20 protein-coding genes are annotated in these 24,099 nt (G+C 64.6%); 6 read left to right on the top strand and 14 right to left on the bottom strand.

The window, feature by feature from the left end; genetic code table 11:
- Positions 1-28 precede the first annotated feature (28 nt).
- Positions 29-1,438 (bottom strand): amino acid permease, encoded by a 1,410-nt coding sequence (locus VQ067_RS10535; RefSeq protein WP_003091187.1) that lies wholly within the window; start codon positions 1,436-1,438, stop codon positions 29-31.
- A gap of 101 nt (positions 1,439-1,539) precedes the next feature.
- Complete coding sequence (locus VQ067_RS10530) at positions 1,540-3,006, bottom strand: glyceraldehyde-3-phosphate dehydrogenase (RefSeq protein ID WP_042852707.1); 1,467 nt, start codon at positions 3,004-3,006, stop codon at positions 1,540-1,542.
- A 139-nt stretch (positions 3,007-3,145) separates the two neighbouring features.
- Here VQ067_RS10530 and mfd point away from each other — a divergent pair, with 139 nt between their 5' ends.
- Positions 3,146-6,592, top strand: a complete 3,447-nt coding sequence (mfd, locus tag VQ067_RS10525) for a transcription-repair coupling factor (protein ID WP_003091189.1) — start codon at positions 3,146-3,148, stop codon at positions 6,590-6,592.
- Positions 6,593-6,602: 10 nt separating this feature from the next.
- Complete coding sequence (locus VQ067_RS10520) at positions 6,603-7,232, top strand: CsiV family protein (protein WP_033990446.1); 630 nt, start codon at positions 6,603-6,605, stop codon at positions 7,230-7,232.
- Positions 7,233-7,277: 45 nt separating this feature from the next.
- Here VQ067_RS10520 and VQ067_RS10515 read toward each other — a convergent pair whose 3' ends face one another.
- The 3 genes from VQ067_RS10515 to psrA form a co-directional block, all read right to left on the bottom strand.
- Entirely contained in the window at positions 7,278-8,015 is a 738-nt protein-coding gene (locus tag VQ067_RS10515) for an S-methyl-5'-thioinosine phosphorylase (RefSeq protein WP_003091193.1), read from the bottom strand.
- A gap of 11 nt (positions 8,016-8,026) precedes the next feature.
- Entirely contained in the window at positions 8,027-9,025 is a 999-nt protein-coding gene (nagZ, locus tag VQ067_RS10510) for a beta-N-acetylhexosaminidase (RefSeq protein WP_003118092.1), read from the bottom strand.
- 201 nt (positions 9,026-9,226) lie between these two features.
- Positions 9,227-9,928 carry a transcriptional regulator PsrA gene (gene psrA / locus VQ067_RS10505; protein WP_003091195.1) on the bottom strand — a complete coding sequence of 234 codons (702 nt, stop codon included), beginning with the start codon at positions 9,926-9,928 and terminating at the stop codon, positions 9,227-9,229.
- Between the two features lie 231 nt (positions 9,929-10,159).
- Between psrA and lexA the strand changes: the two genes are divergently transcribed.
- Both lexA and sulA read left to right on the top strand, forming a co-directional pair.
- Entirely contained in the window at positions 10,160-10,774 is a 615-nt protein-coding gene (lexA, locus tag VQ067_RS10500) for a transcriptional repressor LexA (protein WP_003091196.1), read from the top strand.
- Between the two features lie 11 nt (positions 10,775-10,785).
- Positions 10,786-11,271 carry an SOS-induced cell division inhibitor SulA gene (gene sulA / locus VQ067_RS10495; protein WP_003091197.1) on the top strand — a complete coding sequence of 162 codons (486 nt, stop codon included), beginning with the start codon at positions 10,786-10,788 and terminating at the stop codon, positions 11,269-11,271.
- Positions 11,272-11,292: 21 nt separating this feature from the next.
- On the opposite strand, the gene VQ067_RS10490 is transcribed toward sulA, so the two are convergent.
- The 6 genes from VQ067_RS10490 to fadB all read right to left on the bottom strand — a co-directional run bounded on the left by VQ067_RS10490 (position 11,293) and on the right by fadB (position 18,864).
- On the bottom strand, positions 11,293-11,526 hold the full coding sequence (locus tag VQ067_RS10490; RefSeq protein ID WP_003109483.1) for a hypothetical protein: 234 nt from the start codon (positions 11,524-11,526) through the stop codon (positions 11,293-11,295).
- A 205-nt stretch (positions 11,527-11,731) separates the two neighbouring features.
- Complete coding sequence (locus tag VQ067_RS10485) at positions 11,732-12,250, bottom strand: DUF6586 family protein (protein ID WP_003091199.1); 519 nt, start codon at positions 12,248-12,250, stop codon at positions 11,732-11,734.
- Between the two features lie 106 nt (positions 12,251-12,356).
- Positions 12,357-14,963, bottom strand: coding sequence for a type I DNA topoisomerase (gene topA, locus VQ067_RS10480; RefSeq protein WP_003091201.1), 2,607 nt, complete (start codon positions 14,961-14,963; stop codon positions 12,357-12,359).
- A 90-nt stretch (positions 14,964-15,053) separates the two neighbouring features.
- Positions 15,054-15,317, bottom strand: a complete 264-nt coding sequence (locus VQ067_RS10475) for a DUF1653 domain-containing protein (protein ID WP_003109484.1) — start codon at positions 15,315-15,317, stop codon at positions 15,054-15,056.
- A 193-nt stretch (positions 15,318-15,510) separates the two neighbouring features.
- The gene (fadA, locus tag VQ067_RS10470; RefSeq protein WP_003091203.1) at positions 15,511-16,686 is read right to left on the bottom strand and encodes an acetyl-CoA C-acyltransferase FadA; all 1,176 of its coding nucleotides are present in this window, start codon (positions 16,684-16,686) and stop codon (positions 15,511-15,513) included.
- Between the two features lie 30 nt (positions 16,687-16,716).
- Entirely contained in the window at positions 16,717-18,864 is a 2,148-nt protein-coding gene (fadB, locus tag VQ067_RS10465; RefSeq protein ID WP_003091204.1) for a fatty acid oxidation complex subunit alpha FadB, read from the bottom strand.
- A gap of 427 nt (positions 18,865-19,291) precedes the next feature.
- On the opposite strand from fadB, the gene VQ067_RS10460 reads away from it, so the two are divergent.
- On the top strand, positions 19,292-20,110 hold the full coding sequence (locus VQ067_RS10460) for a hypothetical protein (RefSeq protein ID WP_003138583.1): 819 nt from the start codon (positions 19,292-19,294) through the stop codon (positions 20,108-20,110).
- A gap of 16 nt (positions 20,111-20,126) precedes the next feature.
- On the opposite strand, the gene VQ067_RS10455 is transcribed toward VQ067_RS10460, so the two are convergent.
- Positions 20,127-20,561 carry a hypothetical protein gene (locus tag VQ067_RS10455; RefSeq protein WP_003109487.1) on the bottom strand — a complete coding sequence of 145 codons (435 nt, stop codon included), beginning with the start codon at positions 20,559-20,561 and terminating at the stop codon, positions 20,127-20,129.
- Between the two features lie 207 nt (positions 20,562-20,768).
- On the opposite strand from VQ067_RS10455, the gene VQ067_RS10450 reads away from it, so the two are divergent.
- Positions 20,769-21,206 (top strand): universal stress protein, encoded by a 438-nt coding sequence (locus VQ067_RS10450; RefSeq protein ID WP_003091210.1) that lies wholly within the window; start codon positions 20,769-20,771, stop codon positions 21,204-21,206.
- 29 nt (positions 21,207-21,235) lie between these two features.
- On the opposite strand, the gene VQ067_RS10445 is transcribed toward VQ067_RS10450, so the two are convergent.
- Both VQ067_RS10445 and VQ067_RS10440 read right to left on the bottom strand, forming a co-directional pair.
- Positions 21,236-21,922, bottom strand: a complete 687-nt coding sequence (locus VQ067_RS10445) for a DUF6901 family protein (protein WP_003091213.1) — start codon at positions 21,920-21,922, stop codon at positions 21,236-21,238.
- Between the two features lie 150 nt (positions 21,923-22,072).
- Positions 22,073-23,995 (bottom strand): ATP-binding cassette domain-containing protein, encoded by a 1,923-nt coding sequence (locus VQ067_RS10440; protein ID WP_033990445.1) that lies wholly within the window; start codon positions 23,993-23,995, stop codon positions 22,073-22,075.
- Between the last annotated feature and the right edge of the window lie 104 nt (positions 23,996-24,099).

Genomic DNA, 24,099 nt, shown 5'->3' with positions numbered 1-24,099 from the left:
AAGCTCCCGTCCCGCGCCACCCGCAGGCTCAGGCCTGCTGGCCGAGCCCGCGCCTTTCCGCCAGCGACAGCTTGACCCGGTAGCACAACCACATCAGCAGCAGCCAGAATGGGATGGCGTACACCGAGATGTTGATCCCGGGGATCATCAGCATGATGCCAAGGATGAACACCACGAAGGCCAGGCACAGGTAGTTGCTGAACGGCGACCAGAGTGCCTTGAAGAAGGTGTCCACGCCCTGCCGCTTCATCGCCGCGCGGAACTTCAGGTGCGACAGGCTGATCATCGCCCAGTTGATCACCAGCGCCGCCACCACCAGCGACATCAGCAGTTCCAGCGCCTTGTGCGGCAATACGTAGTTGACGATCACGCAGAGGAAGGTGATCAGCGCCGAGACCAGGATCGACAGCACCGGCACGCCCCGGCGGTCCACCGACATCAGCACCTTCGGCGCGTCACCCTGGGCGGCCAGGCCGTAGAGCATCCGGCTGTTGCAGTAGACGCCGCTGTTGTAGACCGACAATGCCGCGGTGAGGACTACGAAGTTGAGGATGTTGGCCGCGGTGCCGCTGCCGATCAACGAGAAGATCTGCACGAACGGGCTGCCACTGTAGTCGTCGCCGGAAGCGTTGATGGTCTCCACCAACTGGTCCCATGGATACAGCGAGAGCAGCACCGCCAGGGCGCCGATATAGAAGATCAGGATCCGGTAGATCACCTGGTTGATCGCCTTGGGAATCACCTTCCTCGGCTCGGACGCCTCGGCGGCGGTGATGCCCACCAGCTCCAGGCCACCGAAGGAGAACATGATGATCGCCAGGGTCATCACCAGGCCGCTGAGGCCGTTGGGGAAGAAGCCGCCGCGGTCCCACAGGTTGCTCACCGAGGCTTGCGGCCCGCCACCGCCGCCGACCAGCAGGTAGATACCGAGCAGGATCATGCCGATGATCGCCGCTACCTTGATGATCGCGAACCAGAACTCGGTCTCGCCGAAGGCTTTCACGTTGGCCAGGTTGATCGCGTTGATCAGCACGAAGAACGCCGCCGCCGTGGCCCAGGTCGGCACGTCAGGCCACCAGTACTGGATGTACTTGCCCACCGCGGTCAGCTCCGACATGCCCACCAGGATGTACAGCACCCAGTAGTTCCAGCCGGAGAGGAAACCGGCGAAGCCGCCCCAGTACTTGTGTGCGAAGTGGCTGAAGGAGCCGGCCACCGGCTCCTCGACGATCATCTCGCCGAGCTGGCGCATGATCAGGAAGGCGATGAAGCCGCCAATGGCGTAACCGAGGATCATCGACGGGCCGGCCGTCTTGATGACGCCCGCCGAGCCGAGGAACAGCCCGGTGCCGATCGCCCCGCCCAGCGCGATCAACTGGATGTGGCGATTCTTCAGGCCACGCTTCAGCTCGCCCTGGTGCAGATGTTGACCATCCATTGAAAAACCCTAAATCGAAGTGAGTAGTTTCTTGTTCTGGTTATCCACAGAAATGAAAAACGGGAGCCCGAGAGCTCCCGTTTTCCTCTACGCCTTGCGCATCAACGCGGGAAGGCCGGCGGGTTGACCCCAGCCATGTCTTCCATCACGCGCACTACCTGGCAGCTGTAGCCGAACTCGTTGTCGTACCACACGTACAGGACGACACGGTTGTCGTTGCAGATGGTCGCCTCGGCGTCCACCACGCCGGCATGGCGCGAACCGACGAAGTCGGTGGAAACCACTTCCTGGGAGCTGACGAAGTCGATCTGCTTCTGCAGGTCCGAGTGCATGGCCATCTGGCGCAGGTACTCGTTGATCTCTTCGCGGGTGGTGGCCTTTTCCAGGTTCAGGTTGAGGATCGCCATGGACACGTTCGGCGTCGGCACGCGGATCGCATTGCCGGTCAGCTTGCCTTTCAGCACCGGCAGGGCCTTGGCCGCGGCGGTGGCGGCACCGGTCTCGGTGATCACCATGTTCAGCGGCGCGCTGCGGCCACGACGACTGCCCTTGTGGAAGTTGTCGATCAGGTTCTGGTCGTTGGTGTACGAGTGAACGGTCTCGACGTGACCGTTGACGATGCCGTACTGGTCGTTGACAGCCTTCAGCACCGGCACGATGGCGTTGGTGGTGCAGGAGGCGGCCGAGATGATCTTGTCGTCGGCGCCGATGTCGGTGTGGTTGATACCGTGCACGATGTTCTTCAGCGCACCCTTGCCCGGCGCGGTAAGGACCACGCGATCGATCCCCGGGCACTTCAGGTGCTGGCCGAGGCCTTCGGCGTCGCGCCACTTGCCGGTGTTGTCGACCAGCAGGGCGTTCTTGATGCCGTACTGGGTGTAGTCGATCGACGCCGGGTCGTTGGAGTAGATCACCTGGATCAGGTTGCCGTTGGCGGTCAGCGTGTTGTTTTCTTCGTCGATGGTGATGGTGCCGTCGAACGGACCGTGCACCGAGTCCCGACGCAGCAGGCTGGCCCGCTTGACCAGGTCGTTCTCGGCGCCCTTGCGCACAACGATCGCGCGCAGGCGCAGGCCGTCGCCGCCGCCGGTCTTCTCGATCAGGATACGCGCCAGCAGGCGACCGATGCGGCCGAAGCCGTAGAGCACGACGTCGGTGCCTTCGCGGGCATCGCCGTTCTGCTTGTCGGCCACTTCGGCCAGCTCGGCCTTGACGAAGTCCTCGATGCTGCGGCCGTTACCTTCTGCCTTGAACTTGGCGACCATCTTGCCCAGATCGACGGAAGCGGCACCCAGCTTGAGCTCGCTCATCGCCTTGAGGATCGGGAACGTCTCGTGAACCGACAGCTCGGCGTCATCAGCCATGCGATGACGGGCGAAACGATGCGCCTTCATGATCGCGATCACCGAGCGGTTGATCAGACCACGGCCATGGATCGAGGTCACCACATTGTTATTGCGGTAGAGCTGGCCAATCAGCGGGATCATGGCTTCCGCGATGGCTTCACGATCGATCCATTCACCGAGACACTGGTCGGGCTTCTGAGTCACGGGCAATACCTTCCACATGTAGGGGATGAAAAAAGGGGCTACATTATGACCGCGCCGGCCAGGCTCGGCAATCTGCAGCAGTCGGAAGACTGACATCCAGCAGTCGGGAAAGTTACAATCCGGCGGGTCAAATTCCCGACCGGAGCCCAGCTTGCCCGTGTCCGTACTGCGTCTTCCCAGCCTGCCGGCCAGCGCCGGCAAGCAACACTGGGGCAACCTCCCCGGTGCCGCGCTGAGCCTGGCTGTCGCCGAGGCCGCCAGTTCCGCCAAGCGCTTCACCCTGCTGCTGACCGCCGACAGCCAGAATGCCGAACGCCTGGAACAGGAACTGCGGTTCTTCGCCCCCGACCTGCCGGTATTGCATTTCCCCGATTGGGAAACCCTGCCCTACGACGTCTTTTCGCCGCACCAGGACATCATTTCCCAGCGCATCGCCGCCCTCTACCAGTTGCCGCAGCTCAAGCACGGCGTGCTGGTGGTGCCGATCTCCACCGCCCTGCACCGCCTGGCGCCGACCCGCTTCCTGCTCGGCAGCAGCCTGGTCCTCGACGTCGGCCAGAAACTCGATGTCGAGCGGATGCGCCTGCGCCTGGAAGGCGCCGGCTACCGCTGCGTCGACACGGTCTACGAGCACGGCGAATTCGCCGTCCGCGGCGCGCTGATCGACCTGTTCCCGATGGGCAGCGAGTTGCCCTTCCGTATCGACCTGTTCGACGACGAGATCGAGACCCTGCGCACCTTCGACCCGGAGACCCAGCGCTCCATCGACAAGGTCGAGTCGATCCGCCTGCTGCCGGCACGCGAATTCCCCCTGAACAAGGAAGCGGTCACCGGTTTCCGCGGCCGCTTCCGCGAGCGCTTCGACGTTGACTACCGGCGCTGCCCGATCTACCAGGACCTCGCCAGCGGTTTGACACCCTCGGGAATCGAGTACTACCTGCCGCTGTTCTTCGAGGAAACCGCGACCCTCTTCGACTACCTGCCGCAAGACACCCAGGTGTTCTCCCTGCCCGGCATCGAACAGGCCGCCGAGCAGTTCTGGAATGACGTACGCAGCCGCTACGAGGACCGCCGGGTCGATCCGGAACGGCCATTGCTGCCGCCGGCGGAAGTGTTCCTTCCGGTGGAAGACTGCTTCGCCCGGCTGAAGAACTGGCCACGGGTGGTCGCCAGCCAGGAGGACGTCGAGCCGGGCGTCGGGCGCGAGCGCTTCCCGGCCCTGCCGCTGCCGAACCTGGCGATCGAAGCCAAGGCCGCCGAGCCGCTGGCCGCGCTGCGCCGGTTCATCGAGGAGTTCCCCGGCCGCGTACTGTTCTGCGCCGAATCGCCCGGACGCCGGGAAGTCCTGCTGGAGCTGCTGGCCCGACTGAAGCTGCGCCCCGAGGAAGTCGACGGCTGGCCGGCCTTCCTCGCCAGCCAGGCACGCCTGGCGATCAGCATCGCGCCGCTGGACGAGGGCCTGCTGCTGGACCATCCGGCACTCGCCCTGGTCGCCGAAAGCCCGCTGTTCGGCCAGCGCGTCATGCAGCGCCGGCGCCGGGAAAAGACCCGCGACGGCGGCGACGCGGTGATCAAGAACCTCACCGAGCTGCGCGAAGGCGCGCCGGTGGTGCACATCGACCATGGCGTCGGCCGCTACCTGGGCCTGATCACCCTCGAGGTGGACAACCAGCAGGCGGAATTCCTCATGCTGCAATACGCCGAGGACGCCAAACTCTACGTGCCGGTCGCCAACCTGCACCTGATCGCCCGCTACACCGGCGCCGACGACGCCCTGGCGCCGCTGCACCGACTCGGCTCGGAAACCTGGCAGAAGGCCAAGCGCAAGGCCGCCGAACAGGTTCGCGACGTCGCCGCCGAACTGCTCGACATCTACGCCCGCCGCGCCGCCCGCGAAGGCTTCGCGTTCAAGGATCCGCAGGCCGACTACGCGACCTTCTCGGCCGGCTTCCCGTTCGAGGAGACGCCGGACCAGCAAAGCGCCATCGAGGCGGTGGTCGCCGACATGCTCGCACCCAGGCCCATGGACCGCCTGGTCTGCGGCGACGTCGGCTTCGGCAAGACCGAAGTGGCGATGCGCGCGGCGTTCGTCGCCGTGCATAGCGGCAAGCAGGTGGCGGTGCTGGTGCCCACCACCCTGCTCGCCCAGCAGCACTACAACAGCTTCCGCGACCGCTTCGCCGACTGGCCGGTGAGCGTCGAGGTGATGAGCCGCTTCAAGAGCGCCAAGGAAGTCGAGAACGCCGCGCGGCTACTGGCCGAAGGCAAGATCGACATCCTCATCGGGACCCACAAGCTGCTCCAGGAAGACGTGAAGTTCGCCAACCTGGGGTTGGTCGTGATCGACGAGGAACACCGCTTCGGGGTGCGCCAGAAGGAGCAGCTCAAGGCCCTGCGCAGCGAAGTGGATATCCTCACCCTCACCGCCACGCCGATCCCGCGGACCCTGAACATGGCCGTCTCCGGCATGCGCGACCTGTCCATCATCGCCACGCCGCCGGCGCGCCGCCTGTCGGTGCGCACCTTCGTCATGGAGCAGCAGAACGCGGTGATCAAGGAAGCGCTGCTCCGCGAACTGCTGCGCGGCGGCCAGGTGTACTACCTGCACAACGAAGTGAAGACCATCGAGAAGTGCGCCCGCGACCTCGCCGAACTGGTCCCGGAGGCGCGCATCGGCATCGGCCACGGACAGATGCACGAGCGCGAGCTGGAACAGGTGATGAGCGACTTCTACCACAAGCGCTTCAACGTGCTGGTGGCCTCGACCATCATCGAGACCGGCATCGACGTGCCCAGCGCCAACACCATCCTCATCGAGCGCGCCGACAAGTTCGGCCTGGCCCAGTTGCACCAGTTGCGCGGCCGCGTCGGTCGCAGCCACCACCAGGCCTACGCCTACCTGCTGACACCGCCGCGCCGTCAGATGACCCCGGACGCCGAGAAACGCCTGGAAGCCATCGCCAACGCCCAGGACCTGGGCGCCGGCTTCGTCCTCGCCACCCACGACCTGGAGATCCGCGGCGCCGGCGAGTTGCTCGGCGACGGCCAGAGCGGGCAGATCCAGGCGGTCGGCTTCACCCTCTACATGGAAATGCTCGAACGGGCGGTGAAGGCCATCCGCAAGGGCGAGCAACCGAACCTCGAGCAGCCACTGGGCGGCGGGCCGGAGGTCAACCTGCGGGTGCCTGCGCTGATCCCCGAGGATTACCTGCCCGACGTGCATGCCCGGCTGATCCTCTACAAGCGCATCGCCAACGCCCCTGACGAGGAAGGTTTGCGCGAGTTGCAGGTGGAGATGATCGACCGCTTCGGGCTCCTGCCCGATCCGGCGAAGAACCTGATGCGCCTGACCCTTCTGAAGCTGCAGGCGGAAAAACTTGGAATCCTCAAGGTCGATGCCGGACCGCAGGGCGGTCGTATAGAATTCGCCGCCGATACCCAGGTCGACCCGCTGGTACTGATCAAGCTGATCCAGGGCCAGCCGAACCGCTACAAGTTCGAAGGCGCAACCCTGTTCCGCTTCCAGGTGCCCATGGAACGACCGGAAGAACGCTTCAATACCCTGGAGGCGCTGTTCGAGCGCCTGACACCGCAAACCACCTAAGGATTAGCCTATGCGCTTGTTCCGTTGCCTTGCCCTGCTGCTCTCACTGGCCGCCCCCGCGGCATTCGCCGGCGGTCCCTACCAGGTGGAACTGGTGGTGTTCCGCCAGGCCGGCGATGCCGTGCCGTCCAGCCAGCCGGCGCCGGACGACTGGGCCACCGGCGCACAGCCGCTGTCCAGCGACGCCCTGCGCGCCACCGCGCTCGACAACCAGCTCGCCAAGCTCAGCCAGGACAACGGCTACACCGTGCTGCTGCACAAGGCCTGGCGCCAGGACATCGGCGAGACCCCGGTGAAGATCGCCCTCAGCGAAGGCCAGGAACAGGATCATCATTTCCCGGTGGAAGGTACGCTGACCCTCAGCCAGGTGCGCTTCGTCGACATGGAGGCCGATTTCTGGGTCAATCGCTTCGGCGACGACGGTTTCCTCGCCGGCAGCCAGCACATCAGGCAGGGCACGCGGCTGAAGAATGGCGAACTGACCTATCTCGACCATCCGAGCCTGGGCATCCTGATCAAGGTGGTGCCGGTCGGCGCCCGTCCCGCCGCCCCCAATCCCATGGAAATGGAAGAACAGCAGGCACCGGCGGACGCGCCTCCCGTCGAAGGCGGTTTCGACGCCGCACCTCCTGCGCAATAGCGAAAAAGGCCGCAATAGCGGCCTTTTTTTCGTTGCGATGGCCGCCTAGCCGGCCAGGACCCGCGCCAACACCTCGCGCACCTTGCCGATGCCATCGTGCAACGCCTGTTCGATTTCGGCCATGGTGATGATCCCCGCCGACTTGCCCGCCGCGGGATTGACCACCAGCGCCAGGCAGGCGTAGGGCAGGTCCAGCTCGCGGGCCAGTGCCGCCTCGGGCATGCCGGTCATGCCGACGATATCGTTGCCGTCCCGCTCCAACCGGGCGATTTCCGCCACCGTTTCCAGGCGCGGCCCTTGGGTGCAGGCGTAGACCCCATGGCTGCTGTGCGCCAGCCCCAACGCACGCAATGCCTCGATCAGGCGCTGGCGCAACGGCTCGTCATAGGGGTGGCTGAAATCGATATGGGTGACATGCTCGATATCGCCGGCGAAATAGGTGTGCTCGCGTCCCGAGGTGTAGTCGATCAACTGGTGCGGCACGCACAGGTGCCCCGTTCCCATCGCCGCATGGATGCCACCCACCGCGTTCACCGCGATCACCGCCTCGGCACCCGCCTGCTTCAGCGCCCAGAGATTGGCGCGGTAGTTCACCTGGTGCGGCGGGAAGCGGTGCGGATGACCGTGACGCGCCAGGAACAGCACCTCGCGCCCGGCGTAGCGGCCACGCTGGAGCGGCGCGGACGGCGCGCCATACGGCGTTTCGATCGGCAGGGACTCGCTCAGCGTCAGCCCTTCCAGCTGGGTCAGGCCGGTTCCTCCGATAATCGCGTAGACACTCATCGACAGCTCCCTCAATCAATCAGTTGCGCGGCGCGCAACGCGGACAGTGCTTCCAGCCAGCGCGGCTGCTGGCGATAGTCGGTATTCGCGTAGCCCTTGCCGCGCATGCGTTGCAGACGCGACGGCGGGGTCACCTTCAGGCGTTGCAGGGCAGCCAGGGCCAGCTCGGCGGAAGCCCGGTCGTTGCACACCAGACCCATGTCGCAGCCCGCGGCCAGAGCGGCCTCGATGCGGCTGGCGGCGTCGCCGACCACATGGGCGCCGGCCATCGACAGGTCGTCGCTGAAGATCACCCCGTCGAACTTCAGCTCGCCGCGCAGGATCTCCTGCAACCAGCGCCGGGAAAAGCCGGCGGGCTGCGGGTCGACCTGCGGATAGATGACATGGGCCGGCATCAGCGCGTCGAGCTGTCCGGCCAGGCGGGCGAACGGAACCAGGTCGCTGCGCCGGATTTCCTCGAGGCTGCGCGCGTCTTCGGGAATCGCCACATGGGAGTCGGCCTCGGCCCAGCCGTGACCGGGAAAATGCTTGCCGGTGGCGGCCATCCCGGCGGCATGCATGCCGCGAATGAAAGCACCGGCAAGCAGCGCGGCACGCTCCGGGTCGCCCTCGAAGGCGCGGCTACCGACCACGGCGCTGCGCTGGTGATCGAGATCCAGCACCGGCGCGAAACTCAGGTCGAGGCCGACCGCCTGCACCTCGGTCGCCATCAGCCAGCCACAGTGCTCGGCCAGCTCTTCGGCATTGGGGTTGTCGGCGATCGCGCGCATCGCCGGCAGGCGCACGAAGCCCTGGCGCAGGCGCTGCACGCGCCCTCCTTCCTGGTCGACGGCCAGCAACAGGTCGGGACGGATGGCGCGAATGGCCGCACACAGTTCGCGAACCTGGGCAGGATGCTCGATGTTGCGAGCGAAGATGATCAGCCCGCCCACCTCGGGGTGGCGCAGGATTTGGCGGTCCTCGGCGGTCAGCCAGGTGCCGCCGATGTCGAGCATCAGAGAGCCTTGCATGAAGAGTCCTATGGCCTGGAAATCAGCGAAGCCCGCCGTCACGGGCCTCAGACAGCGCACACTGTACTGCACCCGGCAGAAAGACTTAAGTCCCGGGGCGGTACCGCGCGCCTGCCAATGGAGCCGGCCCGGCGCATGGAGTTCCGCCCGGAGCACAGAGAAAGGAGAAAGGAAAACGGCGCCCTCGGGCGCCGTCTGCGATCAGGCCTTGGCGGGCGTCTTGTTCCGCGGGCGCAGTTGCGCCCCGGCCAGCAGCGGATCGTCGATGCCGCTCTCGGCGCGCATGCCGGCGGCGAAGAACGGCACCATCAGGTGCATCACCTGCTCGGTGGAAGTGTTCACGCCGAAATCGGTTTCCGCCATCGCCCGCAGGGCCTTGATCCCCGACATGCTGAAGGCGGCCGCGCCGAGCATGAAGTGCACGCGCCAGAACAGCTCGATGGGCGGCAGCTTCGGCGCCGCCTCGTTGACCAGCAGCATGTAGCGCCGGAAGACCTTGCCGTAGACCTCCTCCAGGTACTTGCGCAGGTGCCCCTGGCTCTGGCTGAAGGCCAGGCCGAGCAAGCGCATGAAGATCGACAGGTCGTTGCCGCTGCGCGGCTTCACCGCCATCGCCTGGGACACCAGCAGGTGCAGGAGGTCCTCCAGGGTGGCGTGCTGGGCCTCGGGCTTGGCCTGGCGACGATCCAGCTCCTTTTCCAGGCTGGCGCAGAATGGCCCGAGGAAGCGCGAGAACACCGCCTGGATCAGCGCCTTCTTCGAACCGAAGTGATAATTCACCGCCGCCAGGTTGACCCCGGCCTTGCTGGTGATCAGACGCAACGAGGTTTCGGCGAAGCCTTTTTCCGCGAACAGCTGTTCCGCCGCATCGAGAATGCGTTCGACGGTTTCCGACTGGGCCATGGTTTCTCCGCCTGACAAACACTTGTTTGAAACATACGTTTCAGCCACATCCCTTGTCAAGCGGCAGATGACGCACCAGTCAGGAAAATTACAGAGAAGTCCCGAAAAACGGAAGCAAGACACTGGCCAACTTCATCGTGACGCAGGACGAAATGTCATGCGGAAAATCATTGCCACGCCTCGCTCACTGTATATAATCCCAGTCACTGGATAAAAACACAGAGCGACGACATGCAGAAGCTGACGCCCCGCCAAGCCGAGATCCTCTCCTTCATCAAGCGCTGCCTGGAAGACCACGGCTTTCCGCCGACCCGGGCGGAAATCGCCCAGGAACTCGGCTTCAAGTCGCCGAACGCCGCCGAGGAGCACCTCAAGGCGCTGGCACGCAAGGGCGCCATCGAAATGACTCCGGGCGCCTCTCGCGGCATCCGCATTCCCGGCTTCGAACCGCATGCCGCCAACGACGATGAGGGCCTGCCGGTGATCGGACGGGTCGCCGCCGGCGCACCGATCCTCGCCGAACAGAACATCGAGGAATCCTGCCGGATCAATCCCGCCTTCTTCAATCCTCGCGCCGACTACCTGTTGCGCGTGCGCGGCATGAGCATGAAGGACATCGGCATCCTCGACGGCGACCTGCTGGCCGTCCACGTCACCCGCGAAGCGCGCAACGGCCAGGTGGTGGTCGCGCGGATCGGCGAGGAGGTCACGGTGAAACGCTTCAAGCGCGAAGGCAGCAAGGTCTGGCTGCTGGCGGAAAACCCTGAGTTCGCTCCGATCGAAGTCGATCTGAAGGAGCAGGAACTGATCATCGAAGGCTTGAGCGTCGGCGTGATCCGACGCTGACAGGAGATACCATGCAGACCTCCCACTCGCTGCCCAGCGCCCAGTTGCCACTGTTCCAGGAAGCGTTCTGGGCCAGCAACGGCGCTCCCTTGCTCGACGATGTCATCGACAGCCCTTCCAGCGCCTCCATCGAGGAACCCGCTGCCTTTAGCGAACTTTCGCTCAGCGGCCTGCCGGGGCACTGCCTGACCCTGCTCGCGCCGATTCTCCGCGAGCTCAGCGAGGAACAGGATGCCCGCTGGCTGACCCTGATCGCTCCGCCGGCGAGCCTGACCCATGAATGGCTGCGCCGCGCCGGCCTGAACCGCGAGCGCATCCTGCTACTGCAGGCGAAGGACAACGCCGCTGCCCTGGCGCTCAGTTGCGAGGCCTTGCGCCTGGGCCGCAGCCACACCGTGGTCAGTTGGCTGGAACCGCTGAGCCGGGCGGCGCGCAAGCAACTGTCCCGCGCCGCCCAACTGGGCCAAGCACAGAGCCTGAATATTCGTCTGGGTTGAAAAAACGGCGGAGGACAGCGTTCAGTGCAGGACGCGGGGGCCTTCGTCGTGTTCCATCTCGCCCTCGGCAAGACGACCGGCCATTTGCACGCCGACATTGAACATGGCCTTGGCCACTTCGACATGCTGGCCTTGCAGGAAATTCTTCGCGTCCCCGGAGAACTCCAGGGTCACCAACGCCTCCTCGTCATCGGCGCGACGCAGCACGATGCGCCCGTCGGGCATTTCTACGATTTCAAGGAAGGATGTTGGCATGACAGACGCTCTCTACGAAGACGCGACATTGTAACAGCCCATCCAGTGCATCCCTAGCCCGCATCCGCCTTCCGGTTCCGCTCTCGCGCCTGTAACGGCGGTTCCAGAGCGCCCGGACGGCATCCGCTAAATTTTTTTGCTGGCAAATCAACCGAGTGGAACGGTAGGAAAATTTCCTACCGCTGATCGGCGAATGACGACGGCGTTACAGCTCCGTCAAGCTCTCGCGAAAACGCAGGACCAATTGCTTCAGCGACTGCCGCCATTCCTCGAGGGTTTCGCGAGAAAGCAAGGGGGCGTCTTCGTCGATACTCACGGCAACGATCAACGGTGTGCTGGGGTCGATCTTCGCTGCCTTGGTCGGTCGCGGCGGCAGGAACAGCTCGGAGTAGGCGCCCAGCAACTGGCCCAGCCAGGTTTCCGGCTGCGACGCCAACTCCACCAGCTCAGCCAGCTCGGGGCTGGGCGCGGCCGCCAGCACTTCGGCATTCAGCAATGCATCCACGCGAGGAGCGGCAGCCTGCGGCAGACGGTAGTAACCGGCGATCTCATGGCATACACCGAGCACTGCGCCATAAAGGTGGAACAGCGCCGATTCGCGCTCCCCCTGGATGATCGCCTGGGCATTCATCGCCCGCTCGGCATCGGCTCGCTTCCAGGCCTCCAGAGCCAACCCGGCGAAATACAGCTTCTGGTTGGTGCGGGTATAAAGCTCTTGGGCCATGCCGGTACTCCCGATTAAAACTGGAAGGAATGCGGAGCGCAGGCCAGGTCAGCGCCCGGCCTTCGCGCAGTATAAGCGCGCCCCATGCAAGCGGGCGCGCCATCCATCAGCGCTTGTCTTCGACCTTCCACTTGCCGCCATCGTAGAAGGCGCGCCAGCCGGTGGGCTTGCCATCGACCTCGGACTGCACGTATTGCTCCTTGGTCTTGCGGCTGAAACGGATCACCGCGGGACGGCCGTCCGGGTCTTTCTGCGGGGCGTCGCAGAGGTAATGGTACTTAGGATCCAGCTCGGCCTTGTGCGGGATGATCTCGCTCACCAACGGCGCGCGGGTCTCGCGGTTCTTCGGGAACTGGCTGGCGGCCAGGAACATGCCCGAAGCGCCGTCGCGCAGCACGTAGATATCGTCCACCTTCTCGCACTTCAATTCAGGCATGCGGATGGCGTCCATCTTCGGCGGCGCCGCCTCGCCATTCTTCAGCAGCTTGCGGGTGTTCTTGCAGGTCGGATTGGTGCAACCGAAGAACTTGCCGAAACGGCCGGTCTTCAACTGCATCTCGCTGCCACACTTGTCGCATTCCAGGCTCGGCCCTTCGTAGCCCTTGATCCGGTACTGGCCTTCCTCGATCTCGTAGCCCGGACAGTCGGGGTTGTTGCCGCAGATATGCAGCTTGTGTTTCTCGTCCAGCAGGTAGGCGTCCATCGCGGTACTGCAGATCGGGCAGCGATGCTTGCCACGCAACACCCGCGACTCGGACTCGCCCTCGTCGTCCGCGGCGATCTCGTCGCCGGGAATCAGGTTGACGGTCGCCTTGCAACGTTCCTTCGGCGGCAGGCTGTAGCCCGAGCAGCCGAGGAACACGCCGGTGGAGGCGGTACGAATCATCATCGGCCGGCCGCACTCGCGGCAGGGAATGTTGGTCAGGGTCGGCTGGTTGGCGCGCATCCCCTTCTCGCTGACTTCGGCCACCTCGAGCTTCTTCTTGAAATCGCCGTAGAACTCGTCGAGCAGGTGCTTCCAGTCGCGCTCGCCCTGGGCCACGTCGTCGAGATGCTCCTCCATCCCGGCGGTGAAACCGTAGTCCATCAGGTTGGCGAAGCTCTCGTTGAGCCGATCGGTGACGATGTCGCCCATCTTCTCCGCATAGAAGCGGCGGTTGTGGGTGGTTACGTAGCCGCGCTCCTGGATGGTGGAGATGATCGCCGCGTAGGTCGAGGGGCGGCCGATACCGCGCTTCTCCAGTTCCTTGACCAGGCTCGCTTCGGAGTAGCGCGCCGGCGGCTTGGTGAAGTGCTGGCTCGGATCGAGCTTGATCAGCTTGAGGTTCTCGCCTTCCTTCATTTCCGGCAGGACGTCGTCCTCGCCCGGCTTGCTCTGCTGCGGCAGTACCCGGGTATAACCGTCGAACTTGAGGATGCGGCCCTTGGCGCGCAGTTCGAAATCGCCGGCGGTGACGCTCACGCTGGTCGAGAGGTATTCGGCCGGGGTCATCTGGCACGCCACGAATTGGCGCCAGATCAGGTCGTACAGGCGCTCGGCGTCGCGCTCCATGCCGGACAGCTGGGTCGGCTTGAGGTTGACGTCGGAAGGACGGATCGCCTCGTGCGCTTCCTGGGCGCCCTCCTTGCTCGAGTAGACGTTGGCCTTGCCCGGCAGGTACTTCTGGCCGAACTCGTCCTCGATGAAACCGCGGACCATGCCAATGGCATCGGCCGACAGGTTGGTCGAGTCGGTACGCATGTAGGTGATGTAGCCGGCCTCGTAGAGACGCTGGGCCATCATCATGGTCTTCTTCACCCCGAAGCCCAGGCGGTTGCTCGCCGCCTGCTGCAGGGTGGAAGTGATGAACGGCGCCGAGGGTCGGCTGGAGGTCGGCCGGTCCTCGCGCTTGGCGACGCTATAGGCCGACGCCTTGAGCTTTTCCAGGGCCGCCATGGCCTGGGCTTCGTTGAGCGGCTTGAAGGCCTCGCCCTTCTCGCGGGTAACCTCGAAGCGCACGTTGGCGCCCTTGGCGGTACCGAGGTCGGCATGCACTTCCCAGTACTCTTCCGGGACGAAGGCGCGGATCTCGCGTTCGCGCTCCACCACCAGCTTCACCGCTACCGACTGCACGCGACCGGCGGACAACCCGCGGGCAATCTTCTGCCAGAGCAGCGGCGAGACCATGTAGCCGACCACGCGGTCGAGGAAACGCCGCGCCTGCTGGGCGTTCACCCGGTTGATATCGAGCTCGCCGGGCTGGGAGAAGGCCTCCTGAATGGCCTTCTTGGTGATTTCGTTGAATACCACGCGCTTGTAGCGGCTTTCGTCACCGCCGATGGCTTCCCGCAGGTGCCAAGCGATGGCCTCCCCTTCGCGGTCCAAGTCGGTCGCGAGATAGACGGTGTCGGCGTCCTTGGCCAGACGGCGCAGCTCGTCGATGACCTTTTCCTTGCCGGGCAGGATCTCGTACTTGGCCTTCCAGCCATGCTCGGGGTCGACCCCCATGCGCGAGACCAGTTGGCGCCTGGCCTTCTCCTTCGGTGACAGCGCCGGCGCCTCGGAGGCGCTCTTGCGGCCCTTGGCCGCCGGCTCCTTGGAACTCGACGAACCACTGGTGGGCAGGTCACGGATGTGGCCGATGCTCGACTTCACCACGTACTGGCTACCCAGGTACTTGTTGATGGTCTTGGCCTTGGCCGGGGATTCCACGATGACCAGCGATTTACCCATGGATCGGAAGGTTCCTGCGTCGAAAAGATGAATATAAAGAAGGGAGCGACTAGCGCGGCACCGCTATATATAGTGGCGAACGAGCCAAGGTCAAGCGCGGTCTTCCCCGCCGGGAGCTTTCTGCAAGCCCAGGGGATCGGCCTCGGGACTCACCAGGACGAAGCGCGGCACCCACTCGCCATCGACCTCCACGGCCTCGGTGAACATCTCCAGCGGACGCACCCAGAGACCGAATTCGCCGTACAGCGCCTGGTAGATCACCAGCGCCTCTTCCGTCTCCGAATGCCGCGCGACACCCAGGACCCGGTAGTTCTGTCCCTTGTAATGACGATAGAGCCCAGCCTGCAGGTCCATGTTCCTTACCTTGTCTCGAAAATCGGAAAACAACGGCACAATGCCGACATACAACAGCCCGGTATAGGCACGGATCGCACAATAGGCAAACCCGCGCTCCCGGGGCGTCATTCGCTCGATGCAGCCGGAAACGACTGACACTGAAAAACGAAAGCCGGGGCACGAGGCCCCGGCTTTCCCCTTCTACGAACGCTTAGACGCGCTCGAAGACGGTGGTGATACCCTGTCCCAGGCCCACGCACATGGTGGACACGCCAAGGGTACCGCCGTTCTGCTTCATCACGTTCAACAGGGTGCCGGAAATGCGCGCACCGGAGCAACCGAACGGGTGACCCAGGGCGATGGCGCCGCCGTGGAGGTTGACCTTCTCGTCCATCTTGTCGAGCAGCTTGAGGTCCTTCAGCACCGGCAGGGCCTGGGCGGCGAAGGCTTCGTTGAGTTCGACGAAATCGATGTCGGCGATGGTCAGGCCGGCGCGCTTGAGCGCCTTGTTGGTCGACGGCACCGGGCCGTAGCCCATGATCGCCGGGTCGACACCCGCCACGGCCATGGAGCGGATCACCGCCATCGGCTGGATGCCCAGGTCCTGGGCGCGCTGGGCCGACATCACGATCATGCAGGAGGCACCGTCGGTGATCTGCGAGGAGGTCCCCGCGGTCACGGTGCCGCCTTTCGGATTGAACGCCGGCTTCAACTCGGCCAGGGTCTCGACAGTGGTTTCCGGACGAATGGTCTCGTCGAAGTCGAAGACTTTCAGGAAACCATTCTCGTCATACCCTTCCATCGGGATGATCTCGTCCTTGAACTTACCTTCCTGGGTGGCCTTCCAGGCCAGTTGGTGCGAACGCGCGCCGAACTTGTCCTGCGCCTCACGGCTGATACCGTGCATCTTGCCGAGCATTTCCGCGGTCAGGCCCATCATGCCCGAGGCCTTGGCCGCGTACAGGGACAGGTGCGGGTTCGGGTCGACGCCATGCATCATGCCGACGTGGCCCATGTGCTCCACGCCGCCGATGACGAATACATCGCCATTGCCGGTCTGGATCGCCTGGGCGGCGGTGTGCAGCGCGCTCATCGACGAACCGCACAGGCGGCTGACGGTCTGCGCGGCGCTGGTGTGCGGGATCTGGGTCATCAGCGACGCCATGCGCGCGATGTTCCAGCCCTGTTCCAGGGTCTGGTTGACGCAGCCCCAGATCACGTCTTCCACTTCGGCCGGGTCGACCTTCGGGTTGCGCTCCAGCAGCTTGCTGATCAGGTGCGCCGACATGGTCTCGGCGCGGGTGTTGCGGTGCATGCCACCCTTGGAACGACCCATCGGGGTGCGGCCGAAGTCGACAATGACGACGTCTCTCGGATTCAGGCTCATAAATTCACTCTCGCTCTAGTCGTTCCGCGATTAACCGAAGAATTTCTGACCGTTCTTGGCCATTTCACGCAGCTTCGCGGTCGGGTGGTACAGCGCGCCCAGCTCGGCGTACTTGTCGGCCAGGGCCACGAACTCGGCGACACCGATCGAATCGATGTAGCGCAGAGCACCACCACGGAAGGGCGGGAAGCCGATGCCGTAGATCAGGCCCATATCGGCCTCGGCAGCGGTCTCGACGATGCCGTCTTCCAGGCAACGCACGGTTTCCAGGCACAGCGGGATCATCATGAAGTTGACGATGTCCTCGTCGGTCACTTCGCGCTGCTCGACCACGATCGGCTTGAGCACTTCGTAGGCCTGCGGATCGGTGACCTTCTTCGGCTTGCCGCGCTTGTCGGTCTCGTAGGCGTAGAAGCCCTTGCCGTTCTTCTGGCCCAGGCGGTTGGCCTCGTACATCACGTCGACGGCGGTCTTGCCCTCGACCGCCATGCGGTCCGGGAAGCCCTCGGCCATGACGTCGCGGCCATGGTGGCCGGTGTCGATGCCGACCACGTCGGACAGGTAGGCCGGGCCCATGGGCCAGCCGAACTTCTCCATCACCTTGTCGATGCGCACGAAGTCGACGCCGAAGCTCAGCAGCTTGGCGAAGCCGCCGAAGTACGGGAACAGCACGCGGTTGACCAGGAAGCCGGGGCAATCGTTGACCACGATCGGGCTCTTGCCCATCTTCTTGGCGTAGGCGACGGTGGTGGCGATGGCGGTTTCACCGGTCTTCTCGCCACGGATCACTTCCACCAGCGGCATCATGTGCACCGGGTTGAAGAAATGCATGCCGCAGAAGTTTTCCGGACGCTTCAGCGCCTGGGCCAGCAGGCTGATGGAGATGGTCGAGGTGTTGGAGGCGATGATCGCGTCTTCCTTCACCGCGCCTTCCACTTCGGCGAGCACGGCTTGCTTGACCTTGGGGTTCTCGACGACGGCTTCGACGACGATGTCGACGTTGCCGAAGTCGCCATAGGACATGGTCGGACGGATGCCATTGAGCGCCTCGGCCATCTTCGCCGGGGTCAGGCGACCCTTCTCGACGCGCTTGCCGAGCAGCTTGGCGGCCTCGTTCAGGCCCATCTGGATACCCTCTTCGCGGATATCCTTCATCAGGATCGGGGTGCCCTTGAGCGCCGACTGATAGGCGATGCCGCCGCCCATGATGCCGGCGCCGAGCACGGCGGCCAGTTTCACGTCCTTGGCGACTTCGTCGTATTTCTTGGCTTTCTTCTTCAGTTCCTGGTCATTCAGGAACAGGCCGATCAGGCTCTGCGCGACCGAGGTCTTGGCCAGCTTGACGAAGCCGGCGGCTTCGACTTCCAGCGCCTTGTCGCGGCCGAAGTTGGCGGCCTTCTGGATGCTCTTGATGGCTTCCACCGGCGCCGGGTAGTTCGGACCGGCCTGGCCGGCGACGAAGCCCTTGGCGGTTTCGAAGGCCATCATCTGCTCGATTGCATTCAGCTTCAGCTTTTCCAGCTTCGGCTGGCGCCGTGCCTTGTGGTCCAGCTCGCCGGCGACGGCGCGCTTGGCCAGGTCGAGGGCAGCGGCCTGCAGTTGCTCGGGAGCGACCACGGCGTCGACGGCGCCGACCTTCAGGGCGTCCTCGGCCTTGTTTTCCTTGCCCGAGGCGATCCACTCGACGGCGTTATCGCAGCCGATCAGGCGCGGCAGGCGGACGGTGCCGCCGAAGCCCGGGTAGATGCCCAGCTTGACTTCCGGCAGGCCGACCTTGGCGGTCGCGCTCATCACGCGGAAGTCCGCGGCCAGGCACATCTCCAGGCCGCCGCCGAGGGCGATGCCGTTGATCGCGGCAACGGTGGGTACGTCCAGGTCTTCGAAGTCGCTGAAGATCTTGTTGGCTTCGAGGTTGCCCGCCATCAGTTCCTCGTCGGGCAGCTGGAAGTTGTCAACGAACTCGGTGATGTCGGCACCAACGATGAACACGTCCTTGCCGCTGGTCACGATCACGCCCTTGACCGATGCATCGGCCTTGATCGCATCGACTGCCGCACGCAACTCACTGAGGGTGAGACGGTTGAACTTGTTGACGGACTCGCCCTTGAGATCGAAATTCAACTCGACGATGCCGCCCTCAAGAGGCTTAACCGTGATGGCTTTACCTTGGTAAATCATCAACTGATCTCCACGCTATTATGGAAGCTTGAACTTACACATCGGACGCCGTGTCGGGACCCTTTCGGCAACCGCCGAGCATAGTCCCAAACCCTTCGGCACACCCGCCGACGCGATAACCGGGTCTCTATTGTCGAGGCCTGCGCGAGGCAAACGCTCGATTCATACGCCCGTTTGACTTGGGTGCGCACACATTCCGGCAAAAGCCGGGAATTGTCAATCAGCCATCCGGAAAACACCTGCCCTCCTCCAGGCCCTCTGCGCAGGGCCATTCAGCCAGCCTCTGTCGGACCATTCAGATGTTCGATGATCGGCGCCGTGGGCGCTTGTCCCGGTGCGGAAAGGCAGGCTAGAGTCGCCGCAGATCGCCATGCATGATCGGCCACGGGCCGTTACAAAAGAACAACAAGAAGGCCTCCAGGGCCACATGGAGATGGAACCCATGATCTGCCGTCCGTTCACTCTTTGTCTGGCCCTGCTCGGCCTGCTGAGCCTCCCCGTCTTCGCGGCAGGGACCGCCGATGACCTGCTCGCCCTGCACCAGATGCGGCTCGCCACGCAGAAATCCCTGAACGCCTTCTTCATGTACGTCGGCCAGGAAGGCGATCAACGCTACGCCAGCCTGATCGAAAGCTCGGCGCAGACGGCGGAAGCCCGCCTGCAGCGACTCGACGGCGTGAACGGCAGCGAATCCCGGCGCCTGCTGGGCCAGCTTCGCGAGCAATGGCGGGACTATGCGCAAGACCTCGACAAGCTGACCGGCGCGGTGCGCGCCAAGGGCTACAGCGACCTCCAACCGGTCGCCGACCTGGCACGGCGCAACCAGCAACTGATGGACCTCGGCGGCCAGTTGTATCGCAGCCTGCAACGGGAAAACGCCGCCACGGTGCCGACGCTCACCGAGCAGAGCCGCGAACAGAGCCTGCTGATGCAGGACATTGCTCTGGACTATGCCTCGCGCAACGCGTCGGTGGGCGCCAGCTTCTTCGGCGGCGGCGAGGAGCGTCCACTGGACGACCTGGCCAGCCGCTTTTCGGTCAACCTGTTGAAGCTGCAGCAGGCGCCGCAGAACGACGAGGAGATCGCCAGGGCGCTGCGCAGCGTGGCGATCAAGTGGCACTACATCGAGAAGTCCCTGCGCAACTACAACCAGAACAGCGTGCCGTTCCTGGTCAACAAGAATGCAGACCGGATCATCGATGGCCTGGAGAAGGTCGCCGCGCTGTATGCCGCGCGCAACCAATGAACCTCGGCGCGCCGCCTCAGGCGCGCTGGCGGAGAAACTCGGCGATGCGCCCGAGGTCGGCGCTATCGCCGCGCTCGCCCCAATACAGGGCAAGGAACTGGGCGGTCGCCTCCACCTTGTAGACATCCCCGGGGAGGCTGCGCAGGGCGTCCAGCAACTCATCGTCCGCGCACGGCTCGCGCCACTGGTTCAGCCACTGGCCCGGGGTATTCTGCCAATAGCACCAGGCTTCCCGGCCGCGTCGGCGCGGGCAGTGGAACTGCGCGCAGGACGTCGGCGGAGCGCTCTCCAGCCAATGCGGCCAATCCTGGCGCGCGAGCTGCATGGCCAGGCCGAGACGGCGCGCCTCGAGGCGCAGGGCCATCTTGCCGCGCTGCCTGTTGGACGGCATCAGCCAGGCCAGGGGACTGAGCATGACAGCCAGCAGCAGGATCACCAGCCAAGTGGTCATAAGGAACGGACACTCGAAAAACGGTTAAGGCATTTGCCTCGATCCGCGCGCGCAGGCAGGATCGGTCGCAGTCGCCAAGGGAGGCGCAGTTTACAGGCGAATGCGACCACGGCGGAGCAGCTTTTTGCCCAGCGCAACGGAACAGGTTCCACGCGCGGCGCGAAAGTCCATAATGAAAACACTATCCCCTTCTGGGAGGAGACGTTCATGCCCTATCAACACATTCTGGTCGCCGTCGACCTGACCGACGAATGCGACCCGGTGATGAAGCGTGCGGCGGCCCTGGCCACCAGCAACCAGGCCCGGCTCTCGGTGGTGCATGTGGTCGAGCCCATGGCCATGGCCTTCGGTGGGGACGTGCCGATGGACCTGTCGATGTTGCAGCAGCAGCAGTTCGACCAGGCCCGTGAACGCCTGGATGCCTTCGCCGTGCGCTATCCGGACCTCGGCAGCGAGCAGCGCCACCTGGTCTACGGGCAACCGCGCCAGGAAATCCACCGCCTCGCCGCGGAACAGGCCTGCGACCTGATCGTGGTCGGCAGCCACGGTCGCCACGGCCTGGCGCTGCTGCTCGGTTCCACTGCCAACGACGTGCTGCACGGCGCGCCCTGCGACGTGCTCGCGGTGCACCTGAAGAAAGCCTGATCTCTCCCCGCTCGGCCGGGGCCTGCGCCTCAGCCGAGCGTTTCCTCGGCGCTCATCACCAGCGGGCGGATCTTCTGCAACTGGGTTTCCAGCGAATAGCTGATGCTCGACGACAGCGAGAAGAAGGTCAGGAACGCCTTCAGGTTGGAATCGCTGACACAGGTGTCGTGGATTCGCTGCCAGAACGCCTGGTTGACCAGTTGCAACTGCTGGAACAGCCGCACCAGCCCTTTCAGTTCCCAATCGGCATGCCGCCCCTCGCGGAAGTTGAAGTACTGGCGCATCAGGTACAGCGGCACCACCCGCAGCACGAACTCCTGGTTGCTGGCGAACGGCAGGTGCTGCATGGCCATCGGCCTCAGCGGCGCCAGCAGCGGACAGGCGCTGCTGGCCATGATCAAGCCGATCAGCGCGCGCAGTCCTTCCTCCAGGCCCGCCTGCTTGATGTACTCACGCTCCGGCGTGCGCACGCAGATGCCGGCCTTGCGGAACGCCGGCAGGTTGCGGAAATCCTCGATCACCCCATGCAGGTCGACCGCCGCCGGACAATGGCTGTAGCGTTCGCGATCGAGCGGGCAGTTGCTGCAGCGATTGTGTTCCAGGCGCGTCCAGCGCGGCGCTGCGGCAGCCGCCTGCGGGTCGTAGTGCCGCTCCAGCTCGATGCGATAGTTGAGCTGATGCTGGTCGTCCAGCGTGATGCGGTACTCGATTGCCATGGACTGATCCTTTCTCGGGAGACGGCCGGCCCGTCAATGACGCCAGCCAGAGGGACCGACGGGGGACTGCACCCACCGCCGGCAAGGCCCGCAAGGATCATCGAGATGAGCCGCTATCACATTGATGCAGCTCACTTTTTTCGAGATGGATCAGTCTTCCAGTTCGGCCCAGCGCTCGAGCAAGGCATCGAGTTCCTGCTGCAACGCGTCCAGCCGCGCCAGGGTTTCGCGCTGCTCGTCCTGCGGGCGCAGATAGAAATCCTGCTGCGCGATGGTTTCCTGGACACCCGCCAGCTCCGCCTCGACCGCGTCGATCTGCCCGGGCAAGGCCTCCAGCTCGCGCTGCAACTTGTAGCTGAGCTTTTTCTTCGCCGGCGCCTCGCTCGGCGCCGCAGCAGCCGGCGCGGGTTCGGCGGCGGGCGCCAGCGCGGTATTCAGCTCGGCCTTGCCGCTCTTCGACTCGCTCACGCCGAGCAGGCGCGGCGTGCCCCCTTGGCGCAGCCAGTCCTGGTAGCCACCGACGAATTCGCGAACCTTGCCCTCGCCCTCGAAGACCAGGGTGCTGGTCACCACGTTGTCGAGGAAGGCCCGATCGTGGCTGACCATCAGCACGGTGCCCTGGAAGCCGAGCAGGACTTCCTCCAGCAGTTCCAGGGTTTCCACGTCGAGGTCGTTGGTCGGTTCGTCGAGCACCAGCAGGTTGGCCGGCTTGCTGAACAGCTTGGCCAGCAACAGGCGCGCGCGCTCGCCGCCGGACAACGCCTTCACCGGGGTGCGGGCGCGCTGCGGACTGAACAGGAAGTCGCCGAGATAGCTGAGCACATGCCGGTTCTGGCCGTCGATGGTGATGAACTCGCGGCCTTCGGAGATATTGTCGATCACCGTCTGCTCGGGTTCGAGCTGATGGCGCAATTGGTCGAAGTAGGCCACTTCCAGCTTGGTGCCCACCTCGATCTTGCCCGAGGTCGGCTGCAGGTCGCCAAGCAGCAGCTTGAGCAAGGTGGTCTTGCCGGTACCGTTGGCGCCGAGCAGGCCGATACGGTCGCCGCGCTGCAGGACCATGGAGAAGTCGCGTACCAGCGGCTGGCCGCCGGGATGGGCGAAGCTGACGTGCTCCACCACGATCACCTGCTTGCCGGACTTGTCCGCGCTTTCCAGCTGGAAGCTGGCCTTGCCCTGGCGCTCGCGGCGCTCGGCGCGTTCGCGACGCATTTCCTTCAGTGCCCGAACCCGCCCTTCGTTGCGCGTGCGGCGGGCCTTGATGCCCTGGCGGATCCACACTTCTTCCTGGGCCAGGCGCTTGTCGAACAATGCGTTGGCAGCTTCTTCGGCGGCCAGTTGCTGTTCCTTGTGCACCAGGAAACTGGCGTAATCGCCGTTCCAGTCGATCAGGTGGCCACGATCCAGCTCGAGGATGCGGGTCGCCAGGGATTGCAGGAAGGCGCGGTCGTGGGTAATGAACAGCACCGCGCCGTTGAAGCCCAGCAGCGCTTCCTCGAGCCAGGCGATGGCGCCGATGTCCAGGTGGTTGGTCGGTTCGTCGAGCAGCAGCAGGTCCGGCTCGGCGACCAGCGCCTGGGCCAGCAGCACGCGCCGACGCCAGCCGCCGGAGAGTTCGGCGAGGGTCTTGTCGGCCGGCAACTGCAGGCGGCTGAGGGTGCTGTCCACCAGTTGCTGCAGGCGCCAGCCATCGCGCGCCTCGAGTTCCTGCTGGACCCGCGAGAGGCGCGCCAGGTCATCGTCGGTATCGATGTTCAGGCTCAGGTGGTGGTACTCGGCGAGCAGCTTGCCGACTTCCGCCAGACCCTCGGCCACCACGTCGAACACTGTCCGTTCGTCGGCACGCGGCAGTTCCTGGGGCAATTCGCCGATCTTCAGCGCCGGTGCGCGCCAGACTTCGCCGTCGTCGGCCTGCTGTTCGCCCTTGACCACCTTGAACAGGCTGGACTTGCCGGTACCGTTGCGCCCGATCACGCAGACCCGCTCGCCACGGCCGATCTGCCACGACACCTTGTCCAGCAAGGGAGTGGTGCCAAAGGCAAGGGATACATCGGTGAACTTGAGCAGGGTCATGGGCGCCTCCGGAAACAGGGCGCGCATTTTACGCCGGATAGGCATCGGATGGCACGGCGCTTTCACCGCCATGCCGCAACGGCTAAGCTTAGGCGAGCCATCCG

The organism is Pseudomonas sp. KBN12P06040 (genome assembly GCF_037574965.1).
GTDB classification, from domain to species: domain Bacteria; phylum Pseudomonadota; class Gammaproteobacteria; order Pseudomonadales; family Pseudomonadaceae; genus Pseudomonas; species Pseudomonas aeruginosa.
This window is presented reverse-complemented; position numbering and strand designations above follow the sequence as displayed.

Coding starts and splice junctions, on each gene's coding strand:
- nagZ (WP_003118092.1), bottom strand. CDS start 9,025: ATGCAAGGCTCTCTGATGCTCGACATCGGCGGCACCTGGCTGACCGCC.
- VQ067_RS10520 (WP_033990446.1), top strand. CDS start 6,603: ATGCGCTTGTTCCGTTGCCTTGCCCTGCTGCTCTCACTGGCCGCCCCC.
- sulA (WP_003091197.1), top strand. CDS start 10,786: ATGCAGACCTCCCACTCGCTGCCCAGCGCCCAGTTGCCACTGTTCCAG.
- VQ067_RS10475 (WP_003109484.1), bottom strand. CDS start 15,317: ATGGACCTGCAGGCTGGGCTCTATCGTCATTACAAGGGACAGAACTAC.
- fadA (WP_003091203.1), bottom strand. CDS start 16,686: ATGAGCCTGAATCCGAGAGACGTCGTCATTGTCGACTTCGGCCGCACC.
- VQ067_RS10450 (WP_003091210.1), top strand. CDS start 20,769: ATGCCCTATCAACACATTCTGGTCGCCGTCGACCTGACCGACGAATGC.
- VQ067_RS10440 (WP_033990445.1), bottom strand. CDS start 23,995: ATGACCCTGCTCAAGTTCACCGATGTATCCCTTGCCTTTGGCACCACT.
- lexA (WP_003091196.1), top strand. CDS start 10,160: ATGCAGAAGCTGACGCCCCGCCAAGCCGAGATCCTCTCCTTCATCAAG.
- VQ067_RS10515 (WP_003091193.1), bottom strand. CDS start 8,015: ATGAGTGTCTACGCGATTATCGGAGGAACCGGCCTGACCCAGCTGGAA.
- VQ067_RS10530 (WP_042852707.1), bottom strand. CDS start 3,006: ATGTGGAAGGTATTGCCCGTGACTCAGAAGCCCGACCAGTGTCTCGGT.
- fadB (WP_003091204.1), bottom strand. CDS start 18,864: ATGATTTACCAAGGTAAAGCCATCACGGTTAAGCCTCTTGAGGGCGGC.
- VQ067_RS10455 (WP_003109487.1), bottom strand. CDS start 20,561: ATGACCACTTGGCTGGTGATCCTGCTGCTGGCTGTCATGCTCAGTCCC.
- VQ067_RS10490 (WP_003109483.1), bottom strand. CDS start 11,526: ATGCCAACATCCTTCCTTGAAATCGTAGAAATGCCCGACGGGCGCATC.
- topA (WP_003091201.1), bottom strand. CDS start 14,963: ATGGGTAAATCGCTGGTCATCGTGGAATCCCCGGCCAAGGCCAAGACC.
- VQ067_RS10535 (WP_003091187.1), bottom strand. CDS start 1,438: ATGGATGGTCAACATCTGCACCAGGGCGAGCTGAAGCGTGGCCTGAAG.
- VQ067_RS10460 (WP_003138583.1), top strand. CDS start 19,292: ATGGAGATGGAACCCATGATCTGCCGTCCGTTCACTCTTTGTCTGGCC.
- VQ067_RS10445 (WP_003091213.1), bottom strand. CDS start 21,922: ATGGCAATCGAGTACCGCATCACGCTGGACGACCAGCATCAGCTCAAC.
- psrA (WP_003091195.1), bottom strand. CDS start 9,928: ATGGCCCAGTCGGAAACCGTCGAACGCATTCTCGATGCGGCGGAACAG.
- VQ067_RS10485 (WP_003091199.1), bottom strand. CDS start 12,250: ATGGCCCAAGAGCTTTATACCCGCACCAACCAGAAGCTGTATTTCGCC.